We start from the raw sequence: 23,807 nt of genomic DNA on the forward strand, positions 1-23,807 counted from the left end.
ATGCCCCGCCCGCTTCAGGTGGTGGGGCATCACCCATATCCCTCACTTCTCGAGAAGGAAAATCTATGTCTGTAGGTTCTGCACGTCGTGCAGTTGCAGGTTTGAGTGTGTTTGCTGTTGCTGCGGGTTTCGCGGTGGTTGCGGGTGTCGGGGTTGCTGGTGCGGCTCCGGTGACGGCGGAGTTCAATTCCGATGGGTACAAGGTGACTCGGACGATCAGTAACGGCACGCCGTCCGAGGGTGATGTGATCACGTCGAAGACGGTGTTCAAGCGAACTGCTGGAGTTCACAATCTGTATGCGGTGCGCGATTTTCATCCGGCGTGTATGACGTATGTCGATGGTTCGGCGACGGTGAACGGTAGTGCGTTCCGTGTCAACGAGGTGGCTACTGATTCTGTTCGGTTGAGTGCGGGTGCTACGGAGTGGCCGATGTGGGGCGGTGACGTCAAGACGTTCGAATTCCAGTATCGCGTCGGTGCGGATTGTGCTCGTGGTACCAATTTGTCGACGACGGTGCATTTCGACGGGACGGTGTTCGTTGACGACACGACGAATGGTCGTGGCCCGTCGATCAATGTTCAGAAGAACGTCTCGACGACGGCCGTGTCACCGGTCAGTGGCGCTCAGGTGGGGCAGCCGGTGACGTTGAGTGCGACGGTGACCGGTGGTGCCGACGGTGATTCGGTGGAGTTCTTCGACGCAGGTTCCAAGATCGGTGCGGGCGCGCTCGCCAATGGTGTTGCAACACTTGCCTGGACACCGGCTGACGTCCGAACCCACAGCGTGACGGCCAAGTACCTCGGAAATGCAAAGGTGGCGACCTCCACGTCGTCAGCTGTCGACGTCGTCGTGTCCGAAGCGGACAAGAGCACTGCAACCGCGATCACCGGCCCCGCAAGTGCAGTTGCAGGTGAGTCCGTGACCGTCGAGGCTACGGTGTCGCCTACTCCGGCGGGTGGCACGGTGCAGTTCAAAGACGGTGCAACCGACCTCGGCGGCGCCGTTACCGTCGATGCCAACGGCAAGGCGTCGCTGACGAATTCCTATGCAGAAGGCGCGCATTCGATCGTGGCGGTGTACTCCGGTTCCGGTGTCTACCAGACTTCGACGTCGGCGCCCCATGCGCTGACAGTCGCTCCGGTGGTGGTCGAGGAGAACACAACGACCACCCTCGTCGGCCCGTCGACGGCGTCGACCGGTGAGGCATTGTCGTTCACTGCCTCTGTCTCGACCGGTGTTGCAGGTGGCACCGTGCAGTTCAAGGAAGGTGGCAGGGATCTGGGCCCCTCGGTTCCAGTGGACGCCACGGGTAAGGCGACAACCATGCCGACCTTCACCGTGGCGGGCGAGTACAGCATCACCGCAGTATTCTCGGGTTCGGGCAACTACCTGGGTTCGACGTCCAACACCCAGACTGTGAACGTCAAGGCGCCGGCTCCCACCGACCAGCAGACCGAGACGGTCTTGACCGTTCCGGCGGATGCAAAAACCGGTACGGCAGTGGGTCTCTCCGTGGCGGTCACTCCGTCGCCGGTGGGTGGCACGGTGCAGTTCAAGGACGGCTCGGGCAATCTCGGCTCGCCGGTGCCGGTCGTCGAGGGCAAGGCGTCGATCATGCACGAGTTCGCGAGCGTCGGTACGCACGACATCACGGCCGTCTACTCGGGTGCAACAGGATTCCTCACCTCTACCTCGGCCGCTCAGTCGGTTTCGGTCACGGCTCCGGCCGCGGAGGATCAGGAAACGTCCATCACCGTGAGCGCTCCGGCGTCAGCGGTCAAGGGCGCGAAGGTTGATCTCGTTGCGGCAGTGGCACCTACGCTCAGCGCAGGAACCGTTCAGTTCATGGACGGAACCACCCCGATCGGTGGACCGGTTGCGGTAGTGAACGGCAAGGCCACGCTCTCGCACACCTTCACCGAACTCGGTGATCGCCGAATCACCGCGGTGTTCAGCGGAACCGACGGCTACCTCGGTTCCGAGACCCAGACTGCAGTCACCGTCAAGATCACGGCAGAGTCCGACGGCGGAGAGCCCGGCAACGGCGGCAGTTCGACAGGTTCGCTGGGAAGCCTGGAAAACATCTTCGGGTCCTAGCCCGACGCCTGCACACAGACGCCTCGCCGCAGAGACAACTTCTGCGGCGAGGCGTTTCCCGTCTGCGAGTTCAGGGGTTCGGCGCTACGACATGCCATGGCACCGTCAGGATGCAGTCGCGAAGACGTCGTCGCGCGGGCTGCACGGGAATTCCTTGCGCCCGAAGAATTTCCAATGCGGCAGCCCAGCGATGTCGAGGTCCGAAGGAGGCGTGTGGCGCAGCGGTGGCCCAGGCTCGATCGGCCGCGCTGAGCAGCGCGTGGATCGGCTCACCTGGAACGTTGCGGTGAATGAGAGCCTTCGGGAGACGTTCTGCGATGTCGGAAGGACGCTCGATGTCGAAGGGGTCCCAGGCCAGTGTCAGGGTCAATGGACGATCGGCGTCGAGAAGCACCCAGGCGCAACGCCTTCCGAGCTCGTCGCAGGTTCCGTCGAGTAGCAGTCCGCCCGGGGCGAGGCCGGACTGAATGTGTGCCCACGCAGAGTCCACAGCGTCCTCCGGGTATTGCCGGAGGACGTTGAAGGCGCGTACGAAAACGGGTGTGAGACCGGCCAGTTCGAATCCGCCACGGGCGAAGCTGACACCGTCACGACTCTCGACCACGCGGGCGGGGTCGATCTCGAGCCCGATGACGCGTCGATCCCGCCGGACAGCGGTGAGGCGGCTTGCCATCTCGAAGGTGGTGTCCGGCCTCGCCCCGTACCCGAGGTCGACGATCAACGGATCGGCCGCATTGTTCAGGGCGCGAGCGATAGTGCGGTTGTGGACGATCCACCGGTCACTTCGTCGCAGTCTGTTGATCCCCGTCGTGCCACGGGTGATGACCCCCTCGATCTTCGGGGGTGGAGCCTTCTTCACGTCGGCTTCAGCGTGCGGCGAGCCAGGTCGCGGTGACCTGGGCTTCGGTGCGGAACAGATCGACGAGGTTGATGAGCATGAGCTGTTCCAACTTCGCGCCGATGAACGGTATGAAGACCTTCGCCTCGGACGTGGTTCGCAGCGTGGACCCGGTCTCGGTCGCGAACAACTCCATGGTGCCGGACAGATTCCCCGGCCCGGCCGGGATGGACGCTTCGTACGTTCCGGTCACGGTGTCGCCGAAGGCGCCGTACGACTCCTTGCGCGTGATGACCAGATCCTTCTTCATCACCGTCTGAGCAATGTCCGGCAAATCGGTGCGCGGGAGAATGTGGTGCAGCACGAGATCGATTCCGGAATCGGTGACCTCGAAATGTTCCACATGGTTCTCGGAATGCTTGCGCATCTCCTCGACGCGGGCCTCCCAGTACGAGCGGTCCGCCAGTGCCGCGTAGACCTGCTCGGGGGAGTGCTGATAGCGGGCGGAGTAGTCGATGCGGCGAGCCATGATCGGAAAGAATACCTGTTACGCGCTGTGACAAGCCAAATTGGCCGTATCCACAACTATCGCCGCCCGCAGGATTTTACTTCGCGATCCACTCCCGGGTGAAGTCCTGTTCGGCCTGGATGAGCCGGACAACCTCGTCGACGATCGCGCTTTCGATCTTTCCGCCGAGGAACGGGATCTTGACCTCGACCTCACCCTCGATCTCGAGAGTGGCGGAGTTCTCGTCACCAGTCAGGACCTGCGTGCCCTCGATACGGGCGGGAACACCGTCGACGTGGGCGGAGAAGGTGCCAGTGGCCTTGCCGTCCTTGAAAGGAGCCATCGTCTCACTGCGCTTGATGACGATGTCGCCGTTGACGACCTTCGACACCATGCTTGGGAGATGCTCGGCGGCGATGATCTGCGACATCGTGACCGCGACGGTCTCGTCGCGAACGGTCAGCTCTTCGATCGCCGCGCCGGGACCGCCGACAGCGACGATTCGGTCGCGCCAGTACTGCTCGGAGGTCACCGCCTCATGGACCTTCTCGGCGGGGACTGTGTACTTCGACGAATGCTCGATGCGACGGCTCACGATTGTGGAGGCTACCGTTTATCGATGTGTGGGACGTAACCATTGGCAGACGCGTCGTGGAATCAGGCGCTTTCGTGTCCGAGAACGTTGACTTGTCGGGATTGACGACGCTCCGAATTGGGGGACCGGCGCGGCTGCTCGCCGAATGCCCGACGACGCAGTCGTTGATCGACGTCGTGACGCTGCTCGATCGCGAGCAGATCCCGACGCTGATTCTCGCCGGCGGATCGAATCTCGTGATCTCGGACGCGGGATTCGACGGAGTTGTCGTTCGTGTGGCCAACACCACCGTGAGCCTCGACACGGACCGCGTCATTGCCGAAGCGGGCGCAGTGTGGGACGAAGTAGTCGGCCAATCCGTCGCCGCGGAACTGGGCGGCCTCGAATGCCTGTCCGGGATTCCGGGCTCGACCGGTGCGACGCCGGTGCAGAACGTCGGCGCGTACGGCGTCGAGGTGGGCTCGCGGCTCCGGCAGGTTCAATTGCTCGACCGACGCAGCGGCGAAGTGTCGTGGGTCGAACCGTCGAAACTCGAGTTGGGCTACCGGTCGAGTGTTCTCAAGCATTCCGATGCAGCAGTGGTTCTCGCCGTCGAATTCGATGCGTCGACCGACGGATTGAGCGCCCCGCTCGCGTACCGCGAACTGTTCACCGCACTCGGGGCCGAGGAAGGCGAGCGGTTGCCTGCGTCGCAGGTCCGCGAGGCGGTTCTGGGATTGCGGACCGGCAAGGCGATGGTGCTCGATCCGTACGACCACGACACGTGGAGCGCGGGTTCCTTCTTCACCAACCCCGTGGTGCCGGACGACAAGCTGCCTGCTGTGCTCGGAGCAATAACCGAACAGCTCGGAGACGTCACCGTGCCGCAGTTCCCGGGCAGTGGTGGAACCAAGCTCTCGGCCGGATGGTTGATCGAACGGGCCGGATTCTCCAAGGGTTATCCCGGTGAAGATGCACCGGCCAGGCTGTCGACGAAACACACCTTGGCGTTGACCAACAGAGGGTCGGCAACGAGCGCGGATGTGGTCTCGCTTGCGCGGACGGTTCGCCACGGCGTCGAAGCCGCGTTCGGTGTCCACCTGGAACCGGAACCGGTAACTGTGGGCTGCACCATCTGATTCCTGACGGAGCCCGCAGGTAGCCTGTTGAAGTGCATGAGCTGGGTGGTAGGAGAAGTCGTTCGCGTCTTGTTGCGTTGGTAGCTGTGATGCTCGCTGTGATGGTGGCCGCCGTCGGCTGCACGATCGGTGGCAAGGACGGACAGGGCGGTGCGGCGGCCGCCGAACCAGCACCTGTTGCGACCGTGGTGTCGACGCCGGCACCCGGTACCAAAGACGTCAGCCCGGTCGCGCCCGTCTCGGTTGCGGTGACCCAGGGAACACTGGCCGACGTCAATCTCAGCAACGCGGCCGGTAAGGCCGTCGCCGGACAACTCTCGCCTGACAAGACGACGTTCACCGTCAGTGAGGCACTCGGCTACGGCACCACGTATTCGTGGTCGGGCTCGGCAACCGGAACCGACGGCAAATCCGTGCCAGTGCAAGGGAGCTTTACGACGGTTGCCCCGGAGTCGACCACCGGCGCCACCCTCAACATCGCCGACGGCCAGGAAGTTGGTATCGCGGCACCGATCACGTTGCAGTTCGACAACTCCGTCGTAGACAAGGCGGCCGTCGAAAAGGCGCTTGTCGTGACCACCGTGCCGCCCACCGCCGGATCGTGGGCATGGCTGGCCGACGACAACGGCGGGTCACGGGCCCATTGGCGACCGGCCGATTACTGGGTGCCGGGCACAACTGTCCATCTGGACGCCAAGCTCTACGGCTTGAACTACGGCGGTGGCGCGTACGGCGACCAGGATCTCACGCTCGACTTCACGATCGGTCGTAGCCAGATCGTGAAGGCGAACGCGCCGAGCCACCGCATGCAGGTGGTGCGAGACGGTCAGACGATCATGGACATTCCCGTCAGCTACGGCGAGGGAAACGAACCTCGAAACGTCACGCGCAGCGGCATTCACATGGTGACGGAGAAGTACGAAGACTTCATGATGTCCAATCCGCCGTTCTACGAGAACGTGCGTGAGCGTTGGGCGGTGCGCATCTCCAACAACGGCGAATTCATCCACGCCAATCCTGAGACCACCGGGGTACAGGGCTCGTCGAACGTCACGAACGGTTGCATCAACCTGTCGACATCCGACGCGCAGGAATACTTCGGAACCGCCCTCTACGGTGACCCCGTCGAGGTGACCGGCACGTCGATCGACCTGTCGCCTGCGGACGGCGACATCTACGACTGGGCGATCGATTTGCCGACCTGGAAGTCGATGTCTGCACTGGCGTAAGTCTCTACTGCTGTGAACCGAGAAATCCGTCGACGAGCGGAACCATCAGGGCGTTGCTTGCGTCAATACAGGTAAGCGCTGTCGGCTCGGGGGAGTCTGACGGGGATTTCGACGTCAGGGGGCAGCGGTGGGCATTCCATTTCTGGAAGATGTGCTTGGCAGGATCTCCGAAGCGACGCAGGCCGTCCCGTCCGGCGTGGCGGCGTTGCCAGTTGTCGGCGCTCCCATCGCGAGCGCAATCGCTACATCTGCTCTGGTGCAATCCGTAACCGACGACCGCGGCGCGTTCGACGACGAGATGGCTGTTGCGACCGCCGACGCCGATGCAGAGCGCGCACGAGCCTGGGGTGAGCGCGATGCCCTCACCGCCCAGACGTCATCGCTCGAGTACAGCGAACATGCAATCGTGGACGACGATCCTTTCGATGCGATGTCGCACTCCGAAATCTTCGACCACGTCAGCGAGATGAATCCGGCAACCCTGAGTGCAATCGGTGAGGCCTGGAAGGCCATTGCCGGCCGGGTGGAATCTGGCATCGGGAAGTTCCAGAACGATGTGAACGGTGCAATCACCGAAGGCTGGCAGGGGCGCGGCGGCTCGGCTGCGTTGGAAGCAGTGCTGGCCTACTCGGCTGATGCGGGTGAGCTGAAGGTGCGGGTCGATCTGATCTCGAACAAGATCGAGGAGGCGAAGATCGCACTCGACGAGGCCAAACGCTCGATTCCGGCACCCGACGGCGCCTCGACGGTCGAGAGGTTTCTCAGCCTGGTTCCCGGGGCTACGTGGAAGCAGGCCCAATACGAAGCGGAAGAAGCCGAACGTCAAGCGCGCCAGGTGATGAAGGACGTGTATCTGCCGTACATGAAGCGTGCGGACGACCAGGTGCCGATCCTCCCGGCCGCTTTCAATCCGGTCACCGGCAATGGCGGGGCTGGAAGTGGCGGGGCTGGAAGTGGCGGGGCTGGAAGTGGCGGCGCATTCGGTGGTGGTGGTTCCGGCGGAGGTATGGCCTCGGGAACGGGGAACGGGCTCGGCGCGCCATCGGCGTCGGGTGGCGGAGTTGGTGGAGGAGTGGACGGTGGAATCTCCGGCGGTGCAAATCCGGCCGGAGACGGTTCCGGTCAGAACCCTTTAGGCCCCAATTCCGGAAATGGTGACAACCGTAGTGGTGTTGACACCCAAGGGAATTCCGGTGCCGACGCCGCCCGGTCCGCAAACGATTCCGGCCCGGCCGGGACCACCGCGGCACATGCCGGTCCACTGTCCGCCGGTGCAGCGCCGGATGGCCTTGCCCGTGCAACTCCGAATGGTGCTCAGCTCGGTTCCGGCGTGCCGTCAGGCCTGGTGGGTAGCGGTTCGGGTGGAGGTTCTGCCGGTGGAATCGGTACCGGCGGCTTCGGGCCAGGTGGAGCCCTCGGACCTGGAGGCCCTGGCGGCGGCGGTGGCCTCGCCGGTGGCGGACGTGGGGGAGTCAACGGAACTGGCGGTACTTCGGCGACGGGCGCGCAGAGCGGTCGGGGCGCGATGGGTGGCGTCGGCGGCATGGCACCGGGACGAGGGCAAGGGCAAGACGAAGACAACGTTCACGACACCCCCGGCTACCTCGTCACCGTCGAGAACGGTAACGCCCTGATCGGCGACCTACCCATGGTCTCCCCGGCGGTACTGGGCGAATGACCACCATGCAATGGCAGTTCACCGGCCTCGAATTCCAGATTCTCTGGGAAGCGGTCGGACGTGACCGACTCCCGTACCCGCTGCGGTTTCGTCCGGCGGCCGACACCATGATCGAGTTGACAGCGGCGCGACGTCGAGCGGGAGCGCACCTGTCTGCCGTGCTCGACGATCGGCTGCATCACGTTCTCGGTGCTCTTGCGAATCCTGATGCTCGTGTGGAGGTTTCCGGTTTCCATGGGCAGAAGATGAGTACGGTGACGCGATTGCACGGTGTTGTTGCCGGCGACCTGGGTGTGCTCCTGACTCAACTGCCCGGCAGGACTGTCGACTGTGGCTCCGACGTGGTTTTCACCGTGGCACGCCCATCGGCAATTCCGCGGATGCTCGTCGATCACCTGCCGACCTGCCCCGCTGGATCGGAGCGTGGCCTGAACATCGAAAGGCCGAAAACTGCCGGGAGGCAGAGCTTTCTGAGCAGCGCAGCCGGTGCGCGCGGGAGCGAGGAAGTGAGCAGATTCTTCGGCCGAGAGCGGACCTCGATCGGTGAAGTCACCGCATACCCGGGAGGAGCCGTCGACAGCAGGCCGACAGACGACGGAATAACATTCCACTGGTACGACTATGCCGGCGACGGTCGGTACATCATCACCGCGGGTGAAACCGTGAGTGCCCGCGGCGCTTCCGCGGAAGTGACGGAGGCCGAGATTGCACGCAATCTCGACTCCGTCCTCCGTCAGTCGATTCGCCCGAGGCTCTAGCTGTTCGGTGCGATTCGAACTAGCTGGTGGTGCGATGGAACCGACCGGGGCTTGCCTGATCCCGCGGCTTGACGATGATCTGATCGAGGTTCACATGTGACGGCCGCGACGCGACAAAACCGATGATCTCGGCGATGTCCTGCGCCACCAACGGTGTGATTCCCTCGTACACCTTGTCGGCCTTGTCCTGATCACCCTCGAACCGGACGAGTGAGAACTCGGTCTCGACTGCTCCGGGCGCGATTTCGGTCAGTCGAACGGGCTTACCCAACAGTTCACCGCGCAATGTCCGATGAAGGACGGCTTGAGCGTGTTTGGCGGTGGTATAGCCCGAGCCGTTGTCGTATGCCTCCAGCGCGGCCACCGAGGTGATGGTCACGACCAGACCGTCACCCGAATCGATCAGCTTGGGCAGCAGTGCCTTCGTCACACGCAACGTGCCCAGGACATTGGTCTCCCACATCCACCGCCAGTCGTCCAGATCGGCGTCCAGGACTGTTGCCAGACCCTTTGCACCACCCGCGTTGTTGACCAACACGTCGACACGGGGGACCACGGCCGCGAACGCGTCGACGGAATCCTCGTCGGTGACGTCGAGTTCGAGAGCGGTACCACCGATTTCCTCGGCGATCTTCTCGAGACGATCGACGCGGCGAGCACCGATCACGACGTGGAATCCCTGAGCTGCCAGGGTGCGGGCGGTGGCCTCACCGATTCCGGAGCTGGCTCCGGTGACTACGGCGATGCGGGCATCGGAAGAAATGGTCATGATGCAATCGTAGGGCTAGTCGGCGGCATACTCTGCTTCCCGTTCGATGGATTCGATGTGACGACGCGGTACCTTGACCGGGCCAGGGGTGTAGGTGACGGCGCGCAGCGCGCCGCTGTACCGGAATGGTCCGTGGCGTCGTCGTACTTCCCACGACACAGGTCCTCTGGCGTCGACCCCGACCGAGATGCCGGTCCACGGCGCCATCCCGACCAGTTGTACTTGCCCGAGCAGTTGGCCCGCGTGAATGCCGTCGACGCTGACGTGGAGATCCCAACGCAACCGCGGTAACACAGCCACGGACACGTCGATTCGCTTGGTGCCGACCGGCAATGGCCCCGCATCGACCACGGAGTAGGAACCGAAGGCGTTGTATCCGAGATGCAGGTTGCCGTCCTCGACGTAGAGAAGATATCCACCTTGTGGATCCCCATGGGCGACAAGGACGCCGGCGTCGCCTTCGCGGTAACCGTCGAGTTCGATCGTGATGTCGAAGTCACGGAACCCGATCAGTTTGGATGAGCGGTAGCGCTCCAGTGGGGGCGTTCCCGCAAGTAGTCGCACCGGGCGTGAGAGTGCCTCCTCCTCCGGACGGCGAACCGCGCCGACGGTATTGCCCAGTAGAGGAAACACGGTGTTCGCCCACGCCGAGTGGTCCCAGGCCTCGGCGAGTTCGCGAACCTTGTCGGGAAACCGTGATGCGAGGTCGTCGAGCTCGGTCGGGTCGGCTCGGACGTCGAACAATTGCCAGTGCGGTTTGTCGATGTCAGCTGGAGCGAGCGCCAGCAGTTTCCATCCGTCCTTGTAGTAGCCGCGGATTCCGGTCACCTCGGTGTACTGCTCGGTGTGGGTACTCGGAGCGGTGGGTGAACGCAGAACCGACGCGCTCGACACACCGTCGAACTCCTTGACCGGCAGCCCGTTTCGCACGGTGGGGGTTTCGATTCCGGCCAGTTCGAGAAGCGTCGGCGTCAGGTCGGTGACATACGCGAACTGGTCGCGGATCCCGTTGTCGCCCGCTTCGGGTTTCAATCCCGCGGGCCAGGACAGGAGGAAGGGAACACGGATCCCACCGGCAAAGGATTGCCCTTTGTAGAACCGGAAGGGGGTGTTGGACGTCTGCCCCCATCCACGTGGATAGTGCACGCCCAATTCAGGTCCGCCGATGAGGGATTCGTCGTGTGGGACATCGCCCACCCAGTCCGGATCCTGAATATGTGCGAACTGCGCGAAGTAGCTTCGAGTCCCGTCCGAACCGCCCTCGGCGGTGCCGCCGTTGTCCGAGGTGAAGACGATGATCGTGTTGTCGAGTTCGCCCAGTTCGTCCAGGGTGTCGACGATGCGTCCGACGCTCTGATCGATCGAGTCGACCATCGCCGCGTACACCTCCATGTAGCGGGCGAACCGAGACTGCACCTCCGGCGTGAGCGAATCCCATTCGGGCACGTCGAATCCGGGTTCGGAGTTACGCGGTGCCTGTCGTGTCCCCTCCGGAAAGAGTCCCTGCAGTAGCTGAGAGGCGAACCGCGACTCGCGGATTCGATCCCAGCCCTCGTCGTAGCGACCGCGGTATTTCGCCTGATCGGCGGGCTTGGCCTGTAAGGGTCCGTGCATGGCGACGTGTGCGAAGTAGAGAAAGAACGGCTTGTCCTGATCGTGGGCGCGAAGGTCCTTGATGTACCCGACGGCCTTGTCGGTCAGATCGTCGGTGAGGTAGTAGCCCTCGGGATACTCGTCGACGTCGACCACAGAATTGTCGGAGATCAATTGATTGGGGTAATAGAAGGAATTGAGTCCTTCGAGTGAGCCGTAGTAGCGATCGAATCCACGCTGTGTCGGCCAGGAATCACGACTTCGTCCCGGGGCGAGGTTTGCGTCGCGCACGAGATGCCACTTGCCCACCGCATAGGTCGCATAGCCTGCGCCGCGGAGGATTTCGGGGAGTGTCTGGACGTCGTCGGCCAATTCCAGACGCAGTCCGGGGTAGCCCGGATCGGCGTTGGCGACAAAACCGTACCCGGCGCGGTGCGGATTCAGGCCGGTGAGAAGCGCGGCGCGCGACGGCGAGCAGAGGGGCGTCGTGTGATAGTTGGTCATTCGAATGCCCTGCGAGGCAAGGCGGTCGAGGGTGGGAGTCTCGATCTCGGAGCCGAACGGTCCGATGTCGCTGTATCCCATGTCGTCGATCAGAACCACGACGATGTTGGGTGATCCGAGAGGCGGGGTCGTGGCTGTGGGCCACGCCGGGGTCGAATCGGCTGCGGTGCGGCCGATTCGACCCTCGAAGCCTTCGTAACCGCGCGCGTGCGGCGGAAGGGCGGAATCTGCGTGAGTCATGAGTTGTTCGAGGCACCTTCTGCCGCAACTGCACCTTCGATAACCGAATACTCGGAAGCGTCGCCGGCGATACTGCGGCTTCGTTCCCCATGGATGTTGACCGGGATGTCGCCGGCCAGTGTGATGCGCTCCAGACGCCGGTACTGGTTGTCGTAGTCTGCGATCGCGTAATGCTGGGTGGCCCGGTTGTCCCAGATCGCGACGTCACCCGCTTCCCAGTTCCAGCGCGTCGTGTACTCGAGCTTGATGGCGTGATCCTGCAAGAGCTTGAACACACCGTTCGACTGTTCGGTGCTCAACCCGACGAAGTTCTTGACAAAATGTCCGAGGACGAGCGTGCGTTCTCCGGTTTCGGGGTGGACACGCACCACAGGGTGCTCCGTCTCGAAGTACGTGGACTGGAACTCCTCGCGGTAGGCGGCCGTGCGATCTTCGGTGAGACGCTCGGCGCTGGTGGCCGCGTAATCGTAGACGTTCGTGTGGCGAGCCCAGAGGTTCTCCGCGAGCGCCTTGAGTGGATCCGGCAGTCCGTTGTACGCGGCTACCCCTGACGCCCACGTCGTGGAACCGCCGTATTCGGGCAGCTGCACCGCGCGCAGGACCGAAGCTTTGGGGATGCGATCGACGAAGGTGACGTCGGTGTGCCAACTGTTGGCCTTGCCCAGGTCCGAATCGATGGGCAGAACTTTTGCGCCGTGCGACTTCACCGTGGGGTGGGCAGTGGTCGGGGTGCCCAACAGCTGGGCGAACTCGTACTGCGAATCGTTGTCGAGGTGGTTCTGTCCGCGGAAGAAGATCACCTTGTGTTCGAGAAGCGCCTGTCGGATGAGTGAGATCGTCGCCGGATCGAGGTGCTCGCCGAGAGTGATTCCGTCGATTCGGGCGCCGATATGCGCGCCGAGGGGGGTGACAGTGCCGCGAGCGGCGCCGGCAGCCGCCCCGTTCGTTGATGCCGCGTCCGTGAGGGTCGGCTTGGCGAAAGCTGTAGACATGGTGCACCTTTCGTGGGGAGTGCACCCACCCAAACACGCGAGAATCCGCCTCGACAGGGTTGTGGTCAGTGTGATCGTTACCGCACCTGATTTGTGAATCTCGGTGAAGCTGCTACTTTTGGAGCCATGTCGACCGACCAGCCTGCCGCTTTGCGGGTCACCTATGTGACCGCTGCGCTTGGTTCGCGTCTGCCCTTGGCGCGAGAGCTGTGTTGTCGCCGCCGTTCTTTCTGCAGCTAATTTCTGCGCCTTTCCTGTCTTTCTCTTCGCTTGACCAGCGCAAAAGCTGATTTCGCGGTCGACAGAGATATGCGCCTTCTCCTCCTTCTGCAAGGGACAGCCATGTCGACACCCACCATCTCCGCCATTCCGAACATCAGATCGCGAACCGCGCTCTCGGGAACGCGGACCCGTACCCAGATCGTCGTGCCCGAACTGCGCATTGCCGACGGACCGTCCGCGACGGTGTTGCGCATTGCTCGATCCCGCGGGCCGCTCTCTCGCGATACCGCGGCGAAAGCGTCCGGACTGAGTATTGCCACCGTGAACCGGCAGGTCACGAGCCTGCTGGACCTCGGGATCCTGCGCGAACGCGCAGACTTGACAGCCTCCGGCGCCATCGGGCGTCCGCGGGTTCCGTTCGAGGTCAACCACGAGCCGTACTTGACCGTGGGCATTCATATCGGTGCCGTCGTCACCAGCATCATCGCCAGCGACATTCGTGGCAAGGTGCTCGGCGCCGTCGAGATTCCGACTCCCGCCACCAATTCTGCTGTCGCGCTTGCCACCATTGCGCGCTCGGCCAAATCGTTTGCCTCACGGTGGCACAAGCGTCGTCCACTCGCCGTCGGCGTGGCCATCGGCGGTCGCGTCGATTCGGCGACCGGAGTAGTCGATCACCCACGCCTGGGGTGGAAGGGCGCCAAAGTCGGATCCATCATCGGAGCCGGCTTGGACCTTCCTGTATCAGTCGCCGCCCACGTCGAGGCGATGGCTGCGTCGGAACTTCTGCTCAGCACCGACCGTGCCGAAGCCCCGACGCCGGGTACTACCGGGCTGTACTTCTACGCCCGTGAAACTGCCGGTATCGCAATCACTTTCGAAGGTCGAGTGCACACGCCGTCCAGCGGACCCGGTTCGATCGCGCACCTTCCGACGGGTTCGTCCGCACGGTGCACCTGCGGCGCCGTGGGTTGCCTTGAAGCAACGATCAGTGACCGCGCCGTAGTCGCGCAGGCTTTGTCTTCGGGCGCAGTGATCCAGGGCAGTGAGCGTGTCACGATCGCGGACGTCTACCGGGCTGCGTCGTCGGGTTCCATTCCGGCACACGAGCTTCTGGTTGATCGAGCACGCGTCCTCGGCCGGACGGTGGCAATGCTGCGTGACCTGTTCAACCCGGATCGTGTGATTCTGGGTGGTCAGGCATTCACCGACTATCCCGCCGGAGTGCCCCATGTCGCCGAGGCTTTCTCGACGGCATCCTCGTTGGAGCGTAAGGACATTCGAATCACCGGTTTCGGTAATCGGGTTCAGGAATACGCTTCCACGGTCGTGTCACTGAGTTCACTGTTTGCTGATCCCGCTGCGGCCATGCGTCGCGCGTCGGCCGTCTGACTGCGAAGAGGGTAGTCAGAGTTCCGGTCGATCCAAGACTCGCAACCATGATCCGTCGGACTGGCGGCGCGCGACCTGCGTGCGCCCGCCGGTTCCGTCGGAAGGTTTGGTCGAGGTCATGGCCAGGTCGCCGCTGATCACCGTCGGTAGAGATTCCTCGACGGTGAATCTCGGTGCAGCTGCCAGCATCTGAGAGATCACCTCGCGGATGGCTTGGCGGCCCACGGTGAGTGATCCGGGCGGGAAGGCCATCACCGCATCCTCCTCGTAGAGTGCGGCGACGGCGTCTGCGTCACCAGCGTTGGCGAACTGCACAAAAAGCTTCGCGATGTCTTCCGGGGTTCCGGCCTTCTGAACGTCATCTGTTGTTGTCATGCTTCCATCGTTCTACCGCACCGGCGATAAGTCCAAGATCTAGTTTGTCTCGCAGCTAGAATCAGTAGTTATGGAACTTCGGCAGCTCGAATACTTTGTCACGGTAGTGGAGGAAGCCAACTTCACCCGCGCCGCCGAGCGGCTTCACGTAGCCCAACCGGGTGTGAGTGCGCAGGTCAAACGGCTGGAACGTGAGTTGGGGCAGGAATTGCTCGATCGAAGTGGTCGAACCGTTTGTCTGACCGACGCCGGGCGAGCCGTCCTCCCGCACGCCTACGCTGCACTCGCTTCCGTTCAGAGCACCCGCGACGCTGTCGATGCCCTGAACGGACTGGTTCGGGGTTCCGTTTCGGTCGGGATGGTCACCGCCTGCGCTTCCGCCGACCTCACAGATCTGCTCAGTCGGTTGCACAACAAACACCCCGGACTGGACATTTCGCTGGCCGAGGACGATTCGCGCAGTTTGCTTGCCGGAGTGTTGGACGGAACCTTCGACATAGCCGTCATCGGGGTGGCGGGCAAGCTGCCGGAAGGGCTCGAATCGAGGGTGATCACCGACGAACGACTGGTGGCCGGAGTGGCGGCGGATCATCCGCTGGCCGAGGTGTCGTCTCTGCCGTTTGCCGAGCTCGCGACGGAATCGGTCATCTGTCTGCCGGAGGGAACCGGCATCAGAACGTGTCTGGACTTCGCGTGCGCCGCAGCCGGCACCAAGCCGACGGTTGCGCTCGAGGCAAGCAACCTCGGCATCATCGTTTCATTGGCAGCGCAGGGGCTGGGAATGGCCGTGCTACCGGAGTCGACAGTGGGGGAGTTGCATCGGATCGATCTCGAACCGGAAGCACGATCTCGGCTGGAATTGGTCTGGCGTTCGTCGGGCGGCAAGAATCCGGCGGCCTCTGCTCTCATCGATCTTGCGAGAGCTGTTCCCGCCGAGTGAGTTCGGCCTGCGCCCGATCCAATCCGCCGTGCTCGAGAGCGGCCAACCGTGACCTGTCCTTCCAGACTATGGTGCCGCGCCGGCGGACGATGACCGACATGGTTCCACCGAGATGCTCGAGCGCTCCTGGCACGTTTCGACGCTCGGCAGGTATCGGAACAGGAAGAATATGTGCGTCGGCGATGGGCGCGGTCCCGTCGATGTCGACGCTCCACTTCCGGCTGTAGCCGCGAAGAGTCCAGCGATCGTCGGACACCGTCGTCTCCACCTGTGACGTCAGCGGATTACCCAGCCGCAATACCGTTCCGTCCGGTAGCGCGGCAACGACGGCGGTGACTTCGGTGCGCAGAGGTCCGGCGCTGACCTGGCCGCCGGCAAACGCCACGCAGGCTCGAGGATCGGTGAACCCCTGTGCCTGTCCCCACCACCAGGATTCCGGGAATCCTCCCTTTCCCCAGTTCTTCTCGCCGTACACCTGTGCCCCGGTGAGATCCCAGTTCTGCCCGTCGATGACGGCGCTTCCCTCGACCCGGCCGCCGAGCAGCCACGGATGCCAGTATTGATTGAGTGCGGGAACTGATTGGAAGTAGCTCGATCCCCCGAAGCGGCGATGCGGCCAGAATCGCTGATTGCTGATCCGCACGTCGAGATGGCTGTCGCCGAAATCGACCTGCAGTCGATCGGCATTGCCGCGGAAAGCGTTGTCGGCGTAGGCCCCCAGGATCCGTGGATCGGCCGATCCGCTCGGATGTTCGGCGGTACGGAGGAATCCGCCTGGATGCGCCGCGAGACCGAGCGTCGACCAGTTGCCGCCGTCGGACTTGTTGATTCCGGCGAGCGCGATCACCACCCGTCCGCTGCCTGGCATCGTGAATCGCCAGAAGTAACCCTCCATCGCAACATCATGAGAGGCAAGCAGATTGCCGTACGGCAGGGTGGCACCCGAGGCGCGGTACGCGGGACGCTTCACGGTCCCAATACTGCCTGTGATGCGGTGACCTGAGCGACGAGGCGGCCTTCGTCGTCGCGAATCTCGGTCACGACCGCGACGGTGCTGCGCCCCGCATGCAATGGCCGGGCGGTTGCGGTGACCGTGCCCTTGCGCACCCCGCGAGTGAACACGGTCGACGAACTGGTGGTGGAAGTGCTTGCACCGGGCGGAAGATTGAGGAATGCACAGACGGCGCCGACGCTGTCTGCCAGCGTCATCAAGGCGCCGCCGTGCATTCCGTTGCCGGCGGTGGTGCGGTGGCTGTCCCAATCCAGATGGCCGACAACCTGTTCGGGTGCCGCGCTGTCCAACTGAATTCCGGTGTGAACTGCAAAAGGCATGCTCGCGACAAGTTGTTCGAGGTCCATGCCTACCGATGGTAACGAGCCGCCGAAACCTCCGTCGGGACTTCGGTTTATCGAGGACGGTGACTTCAGAGGGGAAGGGCGGTTTCGGACAGACCTTCCGGCGCGTTGCGGCGACGGAACCACTCGGTGCCGAATGCCGCGGCGAGCTGCTCCGTCGGCATTTCGAGGAACGGGCCGAAATCGCCGACCTGGGTCGCGTGCGCGTACATGGCCGCGCGCTTGGACGAGATCACCGAACTGACATCGACGGCGGTGGTGAGTTGGTCTGCGGGAAGCCCGAACGATTCGATGTCCGGCGGCTGCGCCTCTTCGGTCCACTCGGGGTTGGCCTGCATCAGCATCTTCATGTGATCGCGGTTGGTGGACGCCTCGTAGACGAACGGCGTGCCTGCGAGTTCTGCGGCCCGGACGCCGACATGGTGGACCTGGATGTGATCCGGGTGCCCGTATCCGCCGTTGGGGTCGTAGATGGTCAGGACATCGGCGTTCTCTTCACGAAGAACCTCGGCAAGACGCTCGGCGGCCTTCTCGACGTCGACGTTGCAGAACGCTTCCGGATTCTCGTTCTCGGGCGTACCCACCATCCCGGAATCCGGGTAATGCAGGGACACGACGCGATTGGCGCCCAACGCGTCGGTGGACGCCTCGAGTTCACGGCTGCGGCGCTGAGCCAACGTCTCGTATTCGTCCAACAGGCCGTCGGGGAATTCACCGAGAGCACCGTCGGTAGCGGTGACGACTACGACGCGGTGACCTGCGTCGGCGGCCATTCTCATCACGCCACCCGTAGTGAAAACTTCGTCATCGGGATGGGCGTGGAAACACACCAGGACACTCATTCGCGCAATCGTAAGGCAAGTTACCGACAGGTCAACCCGAGCGCACAGTGAAAACGATTTGTCGAGTCGGCCTCGGCTCTGTGAACCTTGTTCAGTGCACGAGAAGCTGACATGAGCGAATCCACCAACAAAGGCCTGCTGAGCGCCTACCGCGAGATCTTTGCCGCCCCCGGATCGGTCGCCTTCTCGGCCGCCGGATTTGTCGCAAGGCTGCCGATCGCCATGATCGGCATCGGAATCGTGACGATGATCTCGCAACTTCGTGGTGACTACGCGCTCGCCGGCGCGCTCGCCGCGGTTTTTGCGCTCTCGTCGGCGATCATCGCGCCCGCGGTCTCACGTGCGGTCGACCGCTTCGGACAGCGTGCGGTCCTGCCGATTGCCGCAGCCGTGAGCGTCACGGCGATCGGGGCGCTCTTGCTCGCAGTGCGGATGGAAGCTCCCGATTGGCTGCTTTTCGTTCTGGTCGTCCCCGGCGGCGCCACCCCGACGATCGGCGCGATGATCCGCGCCAGGTGGGTGGCGATCTATGTCGGAAAACCTCAGCTGCGCACCGCCTTTGCCTTCGAATCCGTGGTGGACGAACTCTGTTTCGTGGCGGGCCCCGTCATTTCGGTTGGCCTGAGCATCGGGCTCTTTCCCGAGGCGGGACCACTGGCGGGACTGATTCTGCTGGTCACCGGAACCCTGCTGCTGGTCATACAGCGCGGAACCGAACCGAAGGTGCATCCGCGTCGACCCGGCCGCGGACGGTCGGTTCTCGGTAATCACGTGATGTGGATCGTCATCGTGATCATGGTGATGCTCGGAACGATCTTCGGCGTCATCGACGTCGGCGCCATCGCGTTCACCCAGGAACAGAATTCGCCGGGATCGGCGACGCTGGTCCTCGCGCTTTTCGCCGGCGGTTCGGGAATCGCGGGACTGATCTTCGGGTCGATGCACCCGGCGCGGTCGCTGCGAGGTCAGTTGATGATCGCGTCCTCCGGGGTCGCCGTTCTCAGCGTCCCACTTCTCCTGGTCGGAAACGTGGCCGCACTCGCGGGTGCGTACGTGCTGGCGGGCGCGACCGTCGCACCGACGCTCATCATCGCGACAGCCCTGGTCGAACAGATCGTCCCCCCGGAAAAGCTCACGGAGGGAATGACCCTGACGGTCACCGGCCTCGGCGTCGGCGTGGCGCTCGGGTCTGCGCTGGCCGGGCAACTGATCGACCGCTACGGCGTCTCGTCGGCGTACATGCTCGCGGTCGGCGCTGCAGTCGCAGCCTCTATCGTGACGGCATGTCTATTCGTGAAGCCGTCAGCGTCGACGGCACGTCCATCGTCTATCGAGTAACCGGAAATTCGGCGGGGACCCCGCTGGTGCTGCTGCACGGCTGGGCTCAGTCGTCGCAGTGCTGGGGCGAGCAGGTCCTCGCGGACCTGGCTGCGGACTACCGCCTGATCGCTGTCGATCTGCGCGGCCACGGTTACTCCGATGCTCCCGAAACCGGATACGACGACTCCGCGAACTGGGCCGGCGACGTCGCGGCTGTTCTCGCGGCAGAAGGCGTTACCGAGAACGCGATACTGCTCGGCTGGTCGTACGGCGGTCTGGTGATCTGCGATTATCTGGCAGCGCACGGAACCGGTGCGGTGGCGGGTGCGGTTCTGGTCGGTGCGATCACCAGCATCGGCCGCGGTGAGAAGGGCGGCAAGGTCGGCTCGGCGATGCGTAGCGCGGTTCCCGGCGCGATGTCCGAAGATCCCCGCGAGGCGATCAGGGCACTCGGCGCTTTCGGCAACGCTCTCACCGGCCCACCCGAGGGCAAGGGTGCAGCGTCGCAGGCCTTGTTCGGGTACAGCCTCTCGACCCGTCCGCGGGTACGAGCAGCATTGTTCAACCGTGCTGTCGGTCACGACGACTTGCTTCGTAACCTGGATATCCCCGTTCTCGTTCTGCACGGAACCGAGGACTCCGTCGTCGACGTGAGTGCAGGTAAGCACGCCGAGGAACTGATTCCCAAGTCCCAGGCGTCGTACTGGGAAGGCTGCAATCACGGCCCGTTCGTGGAGGATCCGACACGATTCGTGTCCGAAGTGCGAACCTTCATCTCGAGCCTCGGTTAGAGTTCGCGCCCGGTGAGGGGGCAGTATGGAGTCGTGACGCCCATGCACATTTCGCGCCCTCGCCGGGTGGCCGTTCTCTCGGTCCACACCTCGCCATTGGCGCAACCCGGCACCGGTGACGCGGGTGGGATGAACGTCTACGTTCTGCAATCCGCGATTCAGCTCGCCAAACGTGGCGTCGAGGTGGAGATATTCACCCGCGCGACGTCCTCGGCCGACGCGCCCGTGGTGGACGCCGCTCCCGGAGTGCGGGTTCGGAACATTGCAGCTGGTCCCTTCGAAGGGCTGGACAAGGCGGATCTGCCGACTCAACTGTGTGCCTTCGTCGCGGGCGTTCTACGGGAGGAAGCGCGACACGAGCCCGGGTACTACAGCCTGATCCACTCGCACTACTGGTTGTCCGGGCAGGTCGGCTGGCTGGCTCGCGACCGTTGGGGCGTCCCCCTCGTACACACTGCACACACCCTCGCGGCGGTGAAGAATCTTTCGCTTGCCGAGGGAGACACCCCGGAGCCGGCAGCACGTCAGATCGGTGAGCAGCAAGTAGTCGCCGAGTCCGATCGCCTGGTCGCCAACACCACCGACGAAGCCAAGGCGCTGCACGAGTTGTACGGCGCAGACCCCACGCGTATCGACGTCGTGGCTCCCGGCGCCGATCTCACCCGCTATCGACCGGGCGATCGCGATTCCGCCCGCGCGTCGTTGGGGTTGGACCCGGGCGAGATCGTCGTGACTTTCGTCGGCCGCATCCAACCGCTCAAAGCGCCGGACGTTCTGCTGCGTGCTGCCGCCGAAGTGATCAGCCGCAGCCCCGGGTTGCCGTTGCGCATCCTCGTCGTCGGTGGACCGTCCGGAACTGGTCTCGCGCGGCCGGACGTGCTGATCGAACTTGCACGATCACTCGGCATCACCGCGCAGGTGACGTTCTTGCCGCCGCAGGCACCGGAGCGTCTCGCCGATGTGTACCGTGCCTCGGATCTGGTTGCGGTGCCGAGCTATTCGGAGTCCTTCGGGTTGGTCGCCATCGAAGCTCAAGCCTGCGGAACTCCCGTGATCGCCGCCGACGTCGGCGGACTGGGAGTAGCCGTACGCAACGGGGAGACAGGCCTGCTGGTTCAAGGACACCGCACCGAAGACTGGGCCGGCGCCCTCGAATCTTTGGTGACAGCGCCGACGCGCTTGGCCGAACTCGCCGCGCAGGCACCGCGTCACGCCGAGAATTTCTCGTGGGAACACACCGCGGACGGTTTGCTCGAGAGCTATCGCAAAGCCGCAGTCAACTACAACAACGGAACCGGTCCAAGCGACTTCTCGCCCCGCCGTGCGCGGGGTCTGTGGCGTCTGCGCCGGACCGGGGGAGTGCGTACATGAGCAGCATTTCGGACACCATCGAGCAGGCTCTCGCCGAGCGCGAACTCGAATTCACCAGAAAAGACGACGCGCATTTCATCGTCGAACTTCCCGGTGAACACAAACTCAAGACGTCGACTCTGCTCACCGTCGGCAATCACGGTGTGCGGGTCGAGGCCTTCGTGTGCCGCAAGGTGGACGAGAATTTCGAAGGCGTCTACAAGTTCCTGCTCAAGCGCAACCGCCGTCTGTACGGGGTGGCGTACACACTCGACAAGGTCGGGGACATCTACCTGGTCGGCAAGATCGCGGAGCATGCCGTGACCGGCGATGAACTCGACCGAGTGCTCGGTCAGGTTCTCGAAGCCGCCGACGGCGATTTCAACGTCATCCTCGAACTCGGCTTCTCCTCGTCCATCAAGCGTGAGTGGGCATGGCGGGTGTCGCGAGGCGAGTCGCTGGCGAATCTCGAACCGTTCAAGCACCTCATCGAGGAGGAGCCCGCGCAGAGCTGATCGAGCGGGGTGAGACACATCGCGGATGTGTCACGTAAAGTGGCCTTTACTTGTGACTGTCGTCACGGAATAATACTGTTCCCGTGAGTCACAGTAAGTTGGTCACACCACCCCGCCGCGCAACTTTTCGAGGAGCACAGTGAGCTTCAAGAGTCCGTTCCCCGACGTTGAAATCCCCAACCTCAGCGTCTACGACTTCCTGTTCGGAAATACCGACCCCGCAGACCTCGACAAGACGGCATTCGTCGAGGGCAGTTCGGGCGCAGTCACCACATACGCTTCGCTGATCGCACAGATCAACGGCGTTGCAGGCGCTCTCGCAGCGCGCGGACTCGCCGTCGGCGACGTGGTCGGGCTGCATTCGCCCAACGTCCCGGCCTTCGGTTCCGTCTTCCACGGCATCCTTCGTGCCGGTGGCGTCGCGACCACGATCAACGCGCTCTACACCGCCGAGGACATCGCCAAGCAGCTCACCGATTCCAAGGCCAAGTTCCTCTTCACTGTCTCGCCGCTCCTGCCGCAGGCAAAGGCAGCTGCTGACCTGGTCGGTATCCCGGCTGAGAACGTCTTCGTGCTCGACGGTGCCGAAGGCCATCTGTCGCTGCGAGATCTGCTCGGCGAGGGCGCAGCGGCGCCCGAGGTCTCCTTCGATCCGGCTACCCAGCTCGCGGTGCTGCCGTACTCGTCTGGCACCACCGGCCGACCCAAGGGGGTCATGCTCACCCATCGGAACCTCGTGGCCAACGTCTGCCAGATCATTCCGCGGATGGGCATCGAGACCGACGACAAGATTCTCGCGGTCCTGCCGTTCTTCCACATCTACGGCATGACTGTCCTGCTCAACGCTGCGCTCTACCGCCGCGCGAGCCTCATCACTATGCCGAAGTTCGATCTCGTCGAGTTCCTGCGGATCGTCGCCGAGCAGAAGTCGACGTACATCTTCGTCGCACCGCCCGTTGCCGTCGCGCTGGCAAAGCACCCGCTCGTCGATCAGTACGACCTCTCGAGCGTGCACACCATCTTCTCCGGTGCGGCCCCGCTCGACGCGGCGCTCGGCAAGGCCGTCGCCGACCGGTTGAACTGCCACGTCCGCCAGGGCTACGGCATGTCCGAGATGAGCCCGGTCTCGCACGCGATCCCCTTCGATCGTGACGACATCGCCCTCGACACGTGCGGTCCGACCATCGCCAACATGGAATGCAAGCTCGTCGACCCCGGAACGGGCGAAGAGGTCGCGTACCCGGCTCTCGGCTCGGACGGCGTCAGCGAGCCCGGCGAACTGTGGTGCAAGGGCCCGAACATCATGCTCGGCTACCTCGGCAACGACCAGGCCACCAAGGACACCCTCGACGACGACGGTTACCTGCACACCGGTGACATTGCGACCGTCGACGGCGACGGCGTCGTCAAGATCGTCGACCGCCTCAAGGAACTGATCAAGTACAAGGGCTACCAGGTTCCCCCGGCGGAACTCGAGGCCTTGCTGCTGACCCACCCACAGATCGCCGACGCCGCAGTGATCGGCGTGCTCGACGCCGAGGGCGAAGAGGTCCCGAAGGCATTCGTCGTGCTCCAGGGCGGCGCCGAGTTGACCGAAGCCGACGTGATCTCGTTCGTCGCCGAGCGCGTCTCGCCGCACAAGAAGGTTCGCCAGGTTTCGTTCATCAGCACCGTGCCGAAATCCGCGGCCGGAAAGATCCTCCGCAAGGATCTGCGAACTGCGGAAGTAGCCCCGAGCTGATTTCCGGACAGGGTTGATCAAGAAGGGTTCCGGTACTCGTGC

The 23,807-nt window shown here is 63.6% G+C and carries 22 protein-coding genes; 12 read left to right on the forward strand and 10 right to left on the reverse strand.

Annotated elements, in window-relative coordinates:
- Positions 1-65 precede the first annotated feature (65 nt).
- Positions 66-2,099, forward strand: a complete 2,034-nt coding sequence (locus AC2ETI_RS17320) for an Ig-like domain-containing protein (RefSeq protein WP_483634152.1) — start codon at positions 66-68, stop codon at positions 2,097-2,099.
- 70 nt (positions 2,100-2,169) lie between these two features.
- On the opposite strand, the gene AC2ETI_RS17325 is transcribed toward AC2ETI_RS17320, so the two are convergent.
- From AC2ETI_RS17325 to AC2ETI_RS17335, 3 genes are all read right to left on the reverse strand, one after another.
- Positions 2,170-2,958 (reverse strand): hypothetical protein, encoded by a 789-nt coding sequence (locus AC2ETI_RS17325; protein WP_019744410.1) that lies wholly within the window; start codon positions 2,956-2,958, stop codon positions 2,170-2,172.
- Positions 2,959-2,965: 7 nt separating this feature from the next.
- On the reverse strand, positions 2,966-3,466 hold the full coding sequence (locus AC2ETI_RS17330; RefSeq protein ID WP_003941898.1) for a DUF2505 domain-containing protein: 501 nt from the start codon (positions 3,464-3,466) through the stop codon (positions 2,966-2,968).
- Positions 3,467-3,542: 76 nt separating this feature from the next.
- Positions 3,543-4,040 (reverse strand): DUF2505 domain-containing protein, encoded by a 498-nt coding sequence (locus AC2ETI_RS17335; RefSeq protein WP_019744408.1) that lies wholly within the window; start codon positions 4,038-4,040, stop codon positions 3,543-3,545.
- Between the two features lie 74 nt (positions 4,041-4,114).
- On the opposite strand from AC2ETI_RS17335, the gene AC2ETI_RS17340 reads away from it, so the two are divergent.
- From AC2ETI_RS17340 to AC2ETI_RS17355, 4 genes are all read left to right on the forward strand, one after another.
- Positions 4,115-5,158, forward strand: coding sequence for a UDP-N-acetylmuramate dehydrogenase (locus tag AC2ETI_RS17340; RefSeq protein WP_483634153.1), 1,044 nt, complete (start codon positions 4,115-4,117; stop codon positions 5,156-5,158).
- Between the two features lie 32 nt (positions 5,159-5,190).
- A complete protein-coding gene (locus tag AC2ETI_RS17345) occupies positions 5,191-6,387 on the forward strand; it encodes a L,D-transpeptidase (RefSeq protein WP_021333914.1) in 1,197 nt (398 codons plus the stop codon).
- A gap of 127 nt (positions 6,388-6,514) precedes the next feature.
- The gene (locus AC2ETI_RS17350) at positions 6,515-8,065 is read left to right on the forward strand and encodes a hypothetical protein (protein ID WP_483634154.1); all 1,551 of its coding nucleotides are present in this window, start codon (positions 6,515-6,517) and stop codon (positions 8,063-8,065) included.
- On the forward strand, positions 8,062-8,823 hold the full coding sequence (locus tag AC2ETI_RS17355; RefSeq protein WP_029254829.1) for an ESX secretion-associated protein EspG: 762 nt from the start codon (positions 8,062-8,064) through the stop codon (positions 8,821-8,823). Before AC2ETI_RS17350 ends, AC2ETI_RS17355 begins: the two co-directional genes overlap by 4 nt.
- Before the next feature lie 19 nt (positions 8,824-8,842).
- Here the strand turns inward: AC2ETI_RS17355 and AC2ETI_RS17360 are convergent, their stop codons facing one another.
- From AC2ETI_RS17360 to AC2ETI_RS17370, 3 genes are read right to left on the reverse strand one after another with little or no spacing between them, the layout of a single operon-like run.
- Entirely contained in the window at positions 8,843-9,592 is a 750-nt protein-coding gene (locus AC2ETI_RS17360; RefSeq protein WP_003942076.1) for an SDR family NAD(P)-dependent oxidoreductase, read from the reverse strand.
- A gap of 15 nt (positions 9,593-9,607) precedes the next feature.
- A complete protein-coding gene (locus AC2ETI_RS17365) occupies positions 9,608-11,929 on the reverse strand; it encodes an arylsulfatase (protein ID WP_483634155.1) in 2,322 nt (773 codons plus the stop codon).
- Entirely contained in the window at positions 11,926-12,921 is a 996-nt protein-coding gene (locus tag AC2ETI_RS17370; protein WP_483634156.1) for a TauD/TfdA dioxygenase family protein, read from the reverse strand. Before AC2ETI_RS17370 ends, AC2ETI_RS17365 begins: the two co-directional genes overlap by 4 nt.
- Before the next feature lie 342 nt (positions 12,922-13,263).
- Between AC2ETI_RS17370 and AC2ETI_RS17375 the strand changes: the two genes are divergently transcribed.
- The gene (locus AC2ETI_RS17375; RefSeq protein ID WP_020906761.1) at positions 13,264-14,535 is read left to right on the forward strand and encodes an ROK family transcriptional regulator; all 1,272 of its coding nucleotides are present in this window, start codon (positions 13,264-13,266) and stop codon (positions 14,533-14,535) included.
- A 15-nt stretch (positions 14,536-14,550) separates the two neighbouring features.
- Here the strand turns inward: AC2ETI_RS17375 and AC2ETI_RS17380 are convergent, their stop codons facing one another.
- Positions 14,551-14,910 (reverse strand): YybH family protein, encoded by a 360-nt coding sequence (locus AC2ETI_RS17380; protein WP_019744400.1) that lies wholly within the window; start codon positions 14,908-14,910, stop codon positions 14,551-14,553.
- A gap of 70 nt (positions 14,911-14,980) precedes the next feature.
- Here AC2ETI_RS17380 and AC2ETI_RS17385 point away from each other — a divergent pair, with 70 nt between their 5' ends.
- A complete protein-coding gene (locus tag AC2ETI_RS17385) occupies positions 14,981-15,850 on the forward strand; it encodes a LysR family transcriptional regulator (protein WP_483634157.1) in 870 nt (289 codons plus the stop codon).
- Here AC2ETI_RS17385 and AC2ETI_RS17390 read toward each other — a convergent pair.
- The 3 genes from AC2ETI_RS17390 to AC2ETI_RS17400 form a co-directional block, all read right to left on the reverse strand.
- Positions 15,816-16,820 (reverse strand): tocopherol cyclase family protein, encoded by a 1,005-nt coding sequence (locus tag AC2ETI_RS17390; protein WP_019744398.1) that lies wholly within the window; start codon positions 16,818-16,820, stop codon positions 15,816-15,818. The two genes, AC2ETI_RS17385 and AC2ETI_RS17390, sit on opposite strands and share 35 nt — an antisense overlap.
- Positions 16,817-17,209 carry a PaaI family thioesterase gene (locus AC2ETI_RS17395; RefSeq protein WP_003942017.1) on the reverse strand — a complete coding sequence of 131 codons (393 nt, stop codon included), beginning with the start codon at positions 17,207-17,209 and terminating at the stop codon, positions 16,817-16,819. The genes AC2ETI_RS17390 and AC2ETI_RS17395 overlap by 4 nt, the downstream gene beginning before the upstream one ends.
- Before the next feature lie 65 nt (positions 17,210-17,274).
- Entirely contained in the window at positions 17,275-18,048 is a 774-nt protein-coding gene (locus tag AC2ETI_RS17400; RefSeq protein ID WP_019744397.1) for a PIG-L family deacetylase, read from the reverse strand.
- Positions 18,049-18,159: 111 nt separating this feature from the next.
- Between AC2ETI_RS17400 and AC2ETI_RS17405 the strand changes: the two genes are divergently transcribed.
- The 5 genes from AC2ETI_RS17405 (at position 18,160) to AC2ETI_RS17425 (ending at position 23,765) form a co-directional block, all read left to right on the forward strand.
- Positions 18,160-19,386: an MFS transporter gene (locus AC2ETI_RS17405; protein WP_283309991.1), complete on the forward strand. Its 1,227-nt coding sequence runs from the start codon at positions 18,160-18,162 to the stop codon at positions 19,384-19,386.
- Entirely contained in the window at positions 19,332-20,159 is an 828-nt protein-coding gene (locus tag AC2ETI_RS17410; protein ID WP_020906763.1) for an alpha/beta fold hydrolase, read from the forward strand. Before AC2ETI_RS17405 ends, AC2ETI_RS17410 begins: the two co-directional genes overlap by 55 nt.
- A gap of 42 nt (positions 20,160-20,201) precedes the next feature.
- Positions 20,202-21,530 carry a D-inositol-3-phosphate glycosyltransferase gene (gene mshA / locus AC2ETI_RS17415; RefSeq protein WP_020906764.1) on the forward strand — a complete coding sequence of 443 codons (1,329 nt, stop codon included), beginning with the start codon at positions 20,202-20,204 and terminating at the stop codon, positions 21,528-21,530.
- The gene (locus AC2ETI_RS17420; protein WP_483634158.1) at positions 21,527-22,024 is read left to right on the forward strand and encodes a type III secretion system chaperone family protein; all 498 of its coding nucleotides are present in this window, start codon (positions 21,527-21,529) and stop codon (positions 22,022-22,024) included. Before mshA ends, AC2ETI_RS17420 begins: the two co-directional genes overlap by 4 nt.
- A gap of 139 nt (positions 22,025-22,163) precedes the next feature.
- Positions 22,164-23,765 carry an AMP-binding protein gene (locus AC2ETI_RS17425; RefSeq protein WP_019744393.1) on the forward strand — a complete coding sequence of 534 codons (1,602 nt, stop codon included), beginning with the start codon at positions 22,164-22,166 and terminating at the stop codon, positions 23,763-23,765.
- The last annotated feature ends 42 nt before the right edge of the window (positions 23,766-23,807 follow it).

Source organism: Rhodococcus sp. MurmanLake-1 (genome assembly GCF_056945715.1).